The organism is Nostoc sp. CCY0012 (genome assembly GCF_963920855.1).
Taxonomy (GTDB): domain Bacteria; phylum Cyanobacteriota; class Cyanobacteriia; order Cyanobacteriales; family Nostocaceae; genus Cyanocohniella.
Window position 1 is genome coordinate 1 of sequence record NZ_CAWUDM010000151.1, and the last position, 11,005, is coordinate 11,005.

Sequence of the window (11,005 nt, forward strand, 5' to 3'; positions counted from 1 at the left end):
CGGATTAAACTGAAGCGCCTTTATCCGTCAATTAATTTTTGACAGACTACTAGGAATGCAGTTACACTGATCAGCGCGATTGCCTCCGGCACTGCGCTCCGCGCGATCGCATCTAGTGGGGTGTAACCCGTCGCCAAACAATGATTCTTCCCTGACAGCAACGCCGTTTTCATAAAAAAGCAACCCGAATCCTTTTAACTTGGGTTGCTTACATTGTTTTTGAGGAGTTAGAAGGAACTGAATTCAAAATCAATTAACCATGAATAGCAGGAGCAACTAAAGCTACAGGTTGAATATCTCCAGCAGCTAAATCTAAAGGGAAGTTGTGAACGTTGCGTTCGTGCATTGTTTCCATTCCCAAGTTAGCGCGGTTTAAAACATCAGCCCAAGTATTAATTACACGACCTTGAGCATCAAGAACAGAGTTATTAAAGTTTAAACCATTGAGATTAAAGGCGAAAGAAGATACAGCTAAGGCAGCACACCAGATACCAATTACTGGCCAAGCACCTAAGAAGAAGTGTAAAGCACGACTATTATTAAAAGATGCGTATTGAAAGATCAATCTGCCGAAATAACCGTGAGCCGCAACAATATTGTAGGTTTCTTCTTCTTGACCGAATTTGTAACCGTAGTTTTGGGATTCAATTTCAGAGGTTTCCCGCACTAAAGACGAAGTGACTAAAGAACCGTGCATGGCAGCGAATAAAGCACCACCAAAGACACCAGCTACTCCTAACATGTGTAATGGGTGCATGAGAACGTTGTGTTCTGCTTGCAGTACAAACATGAAGTTGAAAGTACCACTAATCCCTAAAGGCAAACCGTCAGAGAAGGAACCTTGACCCACAGAATAGATTAATAGTACCGCAGTGGCAGCAGCAACAGGTGCGCTGTAGGCGATAGAAATCCAAGGACGCATCCCTAAGCGGTAAGATAATTCCCACTGCCGACCCATGTAGCAGAAAATACCAATCAGGAAGTGAAAAATAATTACCTGGTAAGGACCGCCATTATATAACCACTCATCTAAGTTAGCCGCTTCCCAAATGGGGTAAAAGTGCAGACCAATAGCATTGGAACTAGGTACAACCGCAGCAGTAATGATGTTATTACCATAGAGTAAAGCACCAGCGACAGGTTCCCGAATACCATCTATATCTACAGGTGGTGCGGCAATAAAAGCGATGATGAAACTTATGGTTGCTGTTAATAGTGTGGGAATCATCAGTACACCAAACCAACCAATATACATACGGTTATCAGTACTGGTAATCCAATTGCAGAATTTCTCCCAAATATTGTTACTTTGGCGTTGTTGCAGAGAAATAGTCATAATTTTTAATTCCGAGGTTAATCGTTGTTCAAGGCAAGTTAACCTTATACTTTATATAACAATATAGTTATATAGCTGTCAAGCATATTCTCATATTATTTTTGACTTATTTTTATAGATAGTGAGATTGAGCGGTGATAAGCGGGGTGTAATCGAGGCTAGGCTAGGCTTTCACTTTAATGACTGCTGAAAAGGTGAGAATTCATTTTAGGGAACTGCAAAAAATAAATGATCCCAATTTCTGGATTCAATACGACTATTCCTCCCCACTGCTCCCTGCCCTTTTTCCTCTTGTTGACCCTGTTCAGCCTGCTTTACCAAAGGTGATTATTGCTTAGAGCAGGAACATACTTATACCTCCTGCGGGAAAACGAAAGCAGGAACAGAGTCATCTTTTAGAAAAACTTAATCAACCAATTAATTGTATTACTAAATAGTAATACAATAGAATAGTAAAGAATATTTACTGAATCAAAACATTAACCAAGGCACTCAATACCTATGCTGAAACTAAGAGGTATAAAATCATGACGGAGAGTTTTCCTATAGAAAGTCCTTCAATGTCGAGGCGACAATTGCTAAATTTTCTCACAGGTGCAGTTGTCGCCACTACAGCCGGCAGCTTACTGTATCCTGCGGCTAAATTCTTTGTTGCCCCCACAGAAGTGGGTGAAGATGGTTCTATCCTCGCTAGAGATATTAACGGAAATCTCATTCTTTCTAGCCAGATTTTGGCTGAAGCCCCTGGTACTCGTGCCTTAGTCGCGGGTTTAGGAGCAGAACCTACTTACCTAACAATACAGTCAGATGACACCCTGCACCCTTGGGGAATTGTCGATAACTGCACCCATTTGGGTTGTACCTTTCCTTGGAATCCCAATGACAATCAATTTCAATGCCCTTGTCACGGTTCTCGCTATGATCCTGATGGGAGGGTAGTACGCGGGCCAGCACCTCTTCCCCTCAAGCTTGTTAGTGTTAACTTGGAAGGGGAGTATATCCGAATTTCTCCCTGGACGGAAATTGATCCCCGCACTGGGCAACAACCCTGGTGGGTTTAGTAGTTTGATTTGATAGCGGGTTGCAATCTGCTATAAATCCGTAAACATCGAGATTATGTTTTTTAAATGCACTAAGTAGTGAAGTAAGCACAGAGTCACATAGAGAAAAATCTGTTTATTGAGAGCTACATTTGCGATCGCTTCGCTCTTTTCTCTATGAGAAGCTACACCCTAAGCGTAACTATTTTGGCAAGACATCCGTCGTGCAAATGGTGCGCGTCGTTGGGAGGAGAATTTCCCAAAAAATGTCTAGACAATGGCTAGCTGAGGAAATAGTTATTTTGAGAGGGTGCTAAAGGCTTTAATATGTTCAAATTCTTTAGCCCGTTTTTGTATTTGATTGCCAATGCGATCGCAAACTAATTCACATAATTCAAAAATCACAGGATCGCTGATAGCATAGTAGACGCTAACTCCCTTCTGTTCACGGGACACCAAGCCGGCTTGAGTCAATATTTTTAAATGTTTTGAGAGATTCGCTTGTCCTAACCCTGTAGCTTCACCCATTTCGGTAACGTTCATTGGCCCGGTTCTCAGACAACTCAAAATCTGTAAGCGACTGGTTTCAGAGAGTACCTTGAAATACTCGGCAACGGGAGCAAAGACTTCTGAAGTATTTTGTGGAGAATGGGTCTTTGACATAAGGATTCAATTTATTAGCTATTTTATATTACTATATAGTTATGTTTTATGCAGTTATGCTTTCGACGAGTAACGGTCAAGTTGAAATATCTTCTTGGCTTTTTAATAAAGTCGAAAATCACGCGACATGAATCGCCTCTTGTTCTACTAATGCGCGAATTTGAGGCTTGAGTGATTTCTTAGTGACTAGATCTACCTTTGTTCCAAATTGATCCTCTAGATAAAATTTCACATCCATATAGCGATCAAACGTGACGGGAGGTTCAAACTCAACCAAAATATCCACATCACTAACAGGTGTTGCTTCATCGCGTGCGACATAACCAAACAATGCTAAAGATTTCACACCCAACTTTTTTAAAACAGTCTGATGTTGCTTTAGAATTGCCAAGATTTGGTCACGCTGCATAAGTCGCTCTTTAGTTTTGATCAGGATACTGTCATTCTGCCATGACTTTCTCTTTTATGATGGCAGCGACCGCGCGATCGCTGTTAGCCATGAAAATTGTGGCGATTCCTAGGTGGCTCTGAGTGCAAGGCACACGCTTCGTGAACGCGATCGCAACTCGCTTATTATTCCGTTAACTGGTTAAAGTACTAGAGTGAATATTTAACCCATAATCCTTATGTTTCTGGTAACTGGAGCAACAGGAGGAATTGGTCGCAGAGTCGTGCGACTCCTACGCCTACAAGAAAAATCGGTGCGAGCCTTTGTCCGCCTCACATCGCGTTACAGCGAGTTAGAACACCGAGGTTCTGAAATTTTCATCGGTGATTTGCGGCAAGAAAAGGATATTGAAAAAGCTTGTCGGGGTGTCGAGTATATTATTAGTGTCCACGGTTCTGACGGTGATACCTTATCCTTGGATTACCGCGCCAACATTCAACTTATTGATCAAGCAAAAGCTAATGGAGTCAAGCACTTTGTTTTTATTTCTGTATTAGGAGCTGATCGGGGCTATGAAGATGCTCCCGCATTCAAAGCCAAACGAGCAGTAGAACAATATTTAGTAGCTAGTGGCTTAAATTACACTATTTTACGCCCATCTGGATTAGCATCTAACCTACTGCCTTTAGCAGAACGGTTTCGTGAAACCGGTTTGTATCTGCTCATTGGCGACCCCAAAAACCGTACTTCAATTGTAAGTACAGATGATTTAGCCAAAATAGTGGTGGACTCAGTGACAGTAGAAGGCGCGCGCAATCAGATATTACCAGTCGGAGGGCCGGAAATTTTATTGCGTGAGGATATTCCCCAAATTTTTAGTGGGATTTTCAACAAAGAACCAGTAATAATTAACGCACCACTGTTAGTTGTTGATGGGTTACGAACTGTCTTTGGTTTATTTAACCCCCAAGGACAAAAAGCTTTAGGAACCTATCGCACATTATTGTCTAATGAATTTTTCTGTAGAAAAGAGGAAATAGCCAACTTAGAGAAGATTTTTAATTTTCAATTGGAAACCTTGGAAAGTTTTTTGCGCCGATACCTTGCAGTTTGAATTAGAGGCTAGTCCGCTTCGCGGAAGTCAAAAGTCAAAAGTTTACCCTGAGCTTAGTCGAAGGGTCAAAAATCAAAAGGCTTATCAAACAGGCTGTTTGACGATTTCAAATGGTATGCCTATTTACGCCGTGCTGTACTAGCGGTTAGAGGCTAGAGGTTAGAAGAATTTCTAGTCCCTAGCCCTTAGCCCCTAGTCCCTAGTCCCTAATCCCTAGACCCCAATAATCTAAAATTCTATGAAAAATTCCCTAGTTGCCAATGCGGCTCAAGCACGTCAGACAAAACAGCGATTTGCCAGACCAGAAGATCAACTGTCTTATGAAGTAGGTAAGGCTGTACAGGAATTACCGCCGCTATATACTAGAGTTTTAGCGGGAACAATCACCTTAATTATATTTGGGGCGATCGCCTGGGCGAATTTCTCTAAAATAGATGAAGTAGCGATCGCACCTGGGGAATTAATCGCTTCTACACAAGTGCGACCGGTAACAGCCCTCAGTGGTGGCGCGATTTTGGATGTGAAGGTCGAAGAAGGCGATTATGTGGCTCAAGACCAAGTGCTAATTCAACGTGATACAGACTTGAGACAAACTGACGTTACCCGCCTTGCTCAATCGGCAAAGTTGATTCAAGAAGATTTACAACGTTTAGAGGCAGAACGCATCGGCACAACGGATGCTGGAACAACACTACAAGATGAACTTTTAGCATCGCGCCTTTCAGATTATCAAGCACGTCAAGCTGTGGCGGAAGCAGAAGCAAATCGCCAATTAGCAATTATTAATCAAGCAAAAGAGCGGCAAAAACGGTTACAAGAAAATTTGGTCAATGCTCAACGTAGTGTTGTTAGCGCCCAAGCTAATATAGTCAATGCAGAAAGTATTGTGACTAAAGTTGAAAGCAGTGTGGCGATCGCTCAACAAAGAGAAGAAAGTCTCCGTACCCTCGTTGCTCCTGGTGCATTACCCAGAATGGATTACCTAGAAGCCCAAGAAAGATTAAATCGTGCCAATACAGACATCACCAGGGCCAAAGATGAGGTGATCAATGCTCAAAATCGCTTAACAGAAGCTCAAGACAGAGTAGCATCCTTAGAAAGAGATATTGCTGCCCAAACTCAAGAAATTCGCCAAGCTGAACAAGCTTATCAAGGAGTTAGCAAACAAGCACAGCGTTTGGTATCTGAACGTCAAAGTGAAATTTTGACCCAGATCAATAGGCGCCAAGAAGAACTCACTAATATTAATGGTCAGCTAGAACAAGCAAGAAAACAGCAAGCCGGGGAAACTATCAAGTCCCCAGTCGCAGGGACAATCTATAAAATTAAAGCCACTAAGGGCCCAGTACAAGCTGGTGAAGAATTACTCTCAATTTTGCCAGCAGGGGAAGATATATTACTAGAAGTGAAAGTCCTTAACCGCGATATCGGGTTTATTCGTCAGGGTATGAGGGCAAAGGTAAAAATGGCAACTTTTCCCTTTCAGGAATTTGGCACTGTTGATGGTGAAGTTGTGCAAGTTAGTCCTAATGCCACTGTCGATAGAGAATTGGGTTTAGTTTTCCCCACCAGAATTAAGCTAAGTCAACACTCAATCAATGTACGGGGTCAAGAAGTTGTCTTTACTCCAGGAATGACAGCTAGTGGTGAAATTGTCACTCGTCAAAAGTCAGTTTTGACTTTCATTGTCGAGCCTGTGACTCGGAGATTTAGTGAGGCATTTTCAGTTAGGTAATTTTTGACAGCGATGAAGAAAGTCAGATGTACTCTGGCTTTCTCAATATATGGCAGTTCCCATATAGCTGAGGACTCACTGTGCATAAAAATTGGACTCGCAGAGATTTTTCAGTCTATTACTTTTTACCTGCTATATCAAATTAGAAGCCAGGAAAAAATCTCATCATCTCATCTATTTGCTTCTGAAATTGACCGAGGATTTGTTCGAGATCTGTAAAATCTGGAGGAGCTTCGGGTTCATTTTTATCATCATCAAAAGCAATAATGTTGCTCGTCGTGTTACTACTTAGAGGACTATCGTAGTCCCAGAATTGCGTTAGCGGCGCTTGTCGAAAGCTGAGTATTCCCTGATTTGTGGGTAAGCTTGTGCTTTCTGATGAGAAATTAGAAGTGACTACATTGCTGTCAATTACAGGTATTACTGCCAATTCAAAGCTTGTGCTAGAGGTTGATGTACTCTTATTTACCATTTCTGCAATCGCCTGAGTAACTACAGAGCTAATATTGATAGTGCTAGCAGTCAAGCTGGAAGTAGCGACTGGTGTACTATTTCCTGCTGTCTCGATGATGATTTGCCGGATTTCCGCATTCGTCAAGTTAGGATTAGCACTCAGCATTAAGGCAACTACACCTGCAACGTGAGGAGTGGCCATAGATGTACCACTGTAAATAGCATACTTATTGCCGGGAATTGAAGAGTAAACGTTAACTCCTGGCGCTGTTACATAATATGGCGAATTCATCCCTGCTCGGTTAGAGAAGTTAGCCATATTATTGTTTTGATCTACTGCTCCTACCGCCAGTCCCCAATTATTGGCATAGTTTGCAGGATATCCAGGGAATGGGTAACCATTATTACCTGCTGCCATAACGACCATTGCACCTTGATTACTAGCATATTGAATTGCTGTTTCCAGAATGCTATTAGGAAAAAGACCCCCCAGACTGAGGTTAATCACATTAGCTCCATTATTCACAGCATAGTAAATGCCATCAGCGACAGCATTATAGCTGCCTGAGCCAACATCATCTAGGACTTTAACGGGCATAATCTGAGCATCATAGGCAATACCAGTTATCCCAGAGCCGTTATTCTCCCCAGCGATGGTACCAGCTACGTGGGTACCATGACCGTTTCCGTCTAAAACATTATTGCTTGAGTTAATAAAATTCCAGCCCTGGACATCATCTATATAGCCATTACCATCATCATCTATGCCATTACCAGGAATTTCGCCGGGGTTAGTCCAGATATTATTTTTCAAGTCTGCGTGGTTATAGTCAACCCCCGTATCCAAAACTGCAATCACAACACCCTTACCTGTATATCCCTGCGCCCAGGCTGCTGGCGCTTTCACTAAGTCTGCACCCCAATTATTGCCCCCAAGAGAAGGAACATCTGCAAAAGTACTCTGCCCAGCAGCTCTAGCCACGGCTGCGGCAGCATTAATCAAGCCATAACCAGTAGTCGAATTATAGTTAGCAGTCCGAGCAGAAGTTGCCGTGATATTATTGTCTGGGTGAAAGCTACTACGACCACTAAAACTCAAGCTATACTCATTCTGAGTTGAAAAAGTATCTACTGAGGAAATAGCGGGAAAATCTAGTGCTTTATGAGTGAGAGAACTATTCCTAATATCATCAATGGGCATAAGTCTTGACTCCTCAAATCAGCGTATTTTTTTGGCAGCACAAACTGTTAAAACCTCCTCTCCAAGGTTTTAAAAAGTGACTTTACGCCCTTTACAAAAAATTACTATGGAATCAAATCATAAAGTGCAACTTTTTTGACAAAACATCATTATATAAAACGTATTATTTATAAATATTTTGAGAATTGTTAACCAAAAAGCGCCCTACTTATCAGGCAAGTTTAACCTGATAATTTATATACACCAGGGTATTTTATGTTAGTTTTTTTATTAAAAAATCAGATTTCTATATGTAAAAACTATCAGTACAATAAATATTTTAGACTGCTAAAAACCCGTTGCATAAGTGCTGATAAAGAACTATCATCCACAGCAAGAGTGTTCATATTATGCGAGGTATAGGTGGCGATGACTGATATTGGGCTGACTCACATCGCGCTCCCTGTTGCAAATGTTGATCGAAGTATTAAGTTTTATTCCAAGTATGCCGAAATGCAGGTAATTCATCGTCGCATTGATGCAGAAACAGGTATAGCTGTGGTGTGGCTTGGCGATTGCACTCGTCCTTTTGTGATTGTTCTCATTGAAACAGACTCGGTGCAACCCATTCTCTCCCCCTTTGCACATCTTGGTGTTGGTTGTAAAAGTCGTGAATACATGGATGCTCTTTGTGAAAAAGCACAAGCAGAAGGTGTCTTGCTGCAAGAACAAAAAGATTCTGGATACCCCATTGGCTATTGGGCTTTATTGCGAGATCCAGATGGACACACCCTGGAACTATCTTATGGACAGGAAATAGGATTGACAGTGGAACAGGCTCCTTGACTACTCCACACACTGACACTGGTGCTGACAAAACCATGATAATCAGAGACTTTCGAGCCTGTTCCCCTACCAAGGAAACCAGACAAATGACGGACAGCAACTTAGATATTTGCTTGCTGCCGTTGATATAGTGACCAATACAAACCTTTTTGTTGTAACAACTCTGCATGAGTACCGCGTTCAGCGATGACACCTTGTTCCAATACTAAAATTAAATCAGCGCGTTTGAGGGGCGCAAAGCGGTGAGCAATTAAGAAAACAGTACGGTTAGCAGAAATTTTTTGTAAATTTTGCAATACCTGCTGTTCAGTTTCACTATCTAAAGCACTGGTAGCTTCATCCAAAACCAAAATCGGCGCTGGGGAAAGGAATAACCTAGCTAGGGCAATGCGTTGTCGTTGTCCACCAGATAAAGCTGTTCCTCTTTCACCAACATTGGTTTCATAACCATAGGGCAATTGACTAATAAAGTCATGGGCTACAGCTAATCTTGCAGCTTCTACTACTTGCTCTGCACTAATGTCGGGATTCCCAAGAGTGATATTTTCCAAGACGGAACCGTTGAATAAAAAGTCTTCTTGGAGAACGACACTTATTTGTTGTCTGAGTGAAGCTAAATCGGCACTCTTAATATCAAAACCATCTATGAGAATACGTCCTGATTCAATTTGATAGAGGCGTTGTAATACTTTAGAAAGGGTACTTTTACCAGAACCACTACGTCCAACAATGCCCACAAATTGCCCCGGTTCTACATTAAAAGAGATACCTTTAAGAACAGGTTCAACGTTAGGTTGATAGCGGAAAAAGATTTGCTCGAATGTGACTTGACCTTTGAGTGGTGGTAAAACTAAACCTGTGCCTAATTCAGCTTCTGGGGCAATGTTGAGAATATCACCAATGCGGTCTACAGATAACAGAACTTGTTGCAGATTTTGCCATAACTGCACTAGGCGCAATAGTGGCCCGGTGACTCTTCCCGATAACATTTGAAAGGCAACTAATTGACCGATGGTAAGATTTTGATCAATGACTAATTTGGCACCAAACCAGAGAATTAGTAATGAAGAAAAGTTGGTAAGAAAGTTACCGATATTACTACTAATGTTAGAAGTAGTAGAAGCTTTAAAACTTGTACGAATAAAACGAGCAAATAACCCTTCCCAACGATCGCGGGCTACTGGTTCGGCTGCATGAGCCTTAACTGAGTGAATGCCTGTAATGGTTTCTACTAAAAACGATTGGCTATCGGCATTACGGTTAAAGGTTTCATTAAGCCAATTACGCAGAATGGGCGTGGAAATAATGGTTAAAGCCGCGAATAACGGCAATACTGCCAAAGCTACAAATGTCAGCGGGATGTTGTAGTAAAACATCAATACCAGGTACACCACAGCAAAAATACTGTCTAAAATTACAGTTAATGCTGTACCTGTAAGAAACTGGCGGATTTGTTCGAGTTCTTGGACTCTGGCTACTGTGTCTCCCACACGTCTTGACTCAAAATAAGCTAAGGGTAGACGCATTAAATGGCGAAACAACTGTGCCGATAAACTTAAATCCAAGCGGCGGGCTGTATGGGTAAAGATAAATAATCGCAGGATGCCCAATATTGACTCAAATAAGGCTATCAACAACAGTGCGATCGCCATGACATCGAGAGTCGGCAAACTCTGCTGCACCATCACTTTGTCAATCACGACTTGGGTAATTAATGGTGTTCCCAATCCCAGAAGCTGCAACGTAAAAGATGCTAGTAAGACTTCTCCCAGCAATCCCCGATACTTCCAAACTGCCGGCGTAAACCAACCAAGGTTAAATTTTTCTTGCTTGGATACCAGTTCTGCTTGCCATAAACTGCCATTCCAAGCTGCTTCAACTACTGATTGAGGTAAGCTTTCACAAGTATGGTCTTGGTTGAGGGGATTAGCAATAATTAAGTTAGACCCTTTGACTCCGTAAACCACCACCCAAGAAGTTACTGGTGAATCATCCGAATGCCATTGTAGTAATGCTGGAAATGATAATTGCCGTAACTCACCCCAACTAACTTGCAGTCGTCGCAACACCAACCCTAACTTTTCTCCTGCTTCCACAAGATTTTTGGGGTTTTGTCCTCTTAATTGACGTTGTACCCATTCCAATTTCACAGGGTGATCTAAATGCTGGGACACCATTGTTAAACAAGCAGCGGCTGTGTTCCAGCTAGCAACAAAGGGATGGGTGGAAGATGGGGGAATGGGGTGGTGG

The 11,005-nt window shown here is 42.0% G+C and carries 9 protein-coding genes; 4 read left to right on the forward strand and 5 right to left on the reverse strand.

All coding sequences use genetic code 11. From position 1 onward, the window contains the following. Positions 1–253: 253 nt before the first annotated feature. The gene (gene psbA, locus ACM0OS_RS26440) at positions 254–1,336 is read right to left on the reverse strand and encodes a photosystem II q(b) protein (RefSeq protein WP_414546152.1); all 1,083 of its coding nucleotides are present in this window, start codon (positions 1,334–1,336) and stop codon (positions 254–256) included. A 527-nt stretch (positions 1,337–1,863) separates the two neighbouring features. Here psbA and petC point away from each other — a divergent pair. Further along, positions 1,864–2,397 carry a cytochrome b6-f complex iron-sulfur subunit gene (petC, locus tag ACM0OS_RS26445; RefSeq protein WP_414546153.1) on the forward strand — a complete coding sequence of 178 codons (534 nt, stop codon included), beginning with the start codon at positions 1,864–1,866 and terminating at the stop codon, positions 2,395–2,397. Positions 2,398–2,673: 276 nt separating this feature from the next. On the opposite strand, the gene ACM0OS_RS26450 is transcribed toward petC, so the two are convergent. Together ACM0OS_RS26450 and ACM0OS_RS26455 are read right to left on the reverse strand one after the other, a co-directional pair. Next, on the reverse strand, positions 2,674–3,039 hold the full coding sequence (locus ACM0OS_RS26450; RefSeq protein WP_414546154.1) for an ArsR/SmtB family transcription factor: 366 nt from the start codon (positions 3,037–3,039) through the stop codon (positions 2,674–2,676). Between the two features lie 118 nt (positions 3,040–3,157). Further along, positions 3,158–3,448, reverse strand: coding sequence for a nucleotidyltransferase family protein (locus ACM0OS_RS26455; protein WP_414546155.1), 291 nt, complete (start codon positions 3,446–3,448; stop codon positions 3,158–3,160). Positions 3,449–3,665: 217 nt separating this feature from the next. Here ACM0OS_RS26455 and ACM0OS_RS26460 point away from each other — a divergent pair, with 217 nt between their 5' ends. Together ACM0OS_RS26460 and ACM0OS_RS26465 are read left to right on the forward strand one after the other, a co-directional pair. Next, complete coding sequence (locus tag ACM0OS_RS26460; RefSeq protein ID WP_414546156.1) at positions 3,666–4,541, forward strand: SDR family oxidoreductase; 876 nt, start codon at positions 3,666–3,668, stop codon at positions 4,539–4,541. 238 nt (positions 4,542–4,779) lie between these two features. Then, positions 4,780–6,276: an HlyD family efflux transporter periplasmic adaptor subunit gene (locus ACM0OS_RS26465; RefSeq protein ID WP_414546157.1), complete on the forward strand. Its 1,497-nt coding sequence runs from the start codon at positions 4,780–4,782 to the stop codon at positions 6,274–6,276. 142 nt (positions 6,277–6,418) lie between these two features. Here the strand turns inward: ACM0OS_RS26465 and ACM0OS_RS26470 are convergent, their stop codons facing one another. Beyond that, on the reverse strand, positions 6,419–7,930 hold the full coding sequence (locus ACM0OS_RS26470) for a S8 family peptidase (protein WP_414546158.1): 1,512 nt from the start codon (positions 7,928–7,930) through the stop codon (positions 6,419–6,421). Between the two features lie 408 nt (positions 7,931–8,338). Here ACM0OS_RS26470 and ACM0OS_RS26475 point away from each other — a divergent pair, with 408 nt between their 5' ends. After that, positions 8,339–8,755: a VOC family protein gene (locus ACM0OS_RS26475; protein ID WP_414546160.1), complete on the forward strand. Its 417-nt coding sequence runs from the start codon at positions 8,339–8,341 to the stop codon at positions 8,753–8,755. A 101-nt stretch (positions 8,756–8,856) separates the two neighbouring features. Here the strand turns inward: ACM0OS_RS26475 and ACM0OS_RS26480 are convergent. Further along, positions 8,857–11,005 (reverse strand): peptidase domain-containing ABC transporter (locus tag ACM0OS_RS26480; protein WP_414546159.1); only part of this gene is annotated, 2,149 nt, incomplete at its 5' end.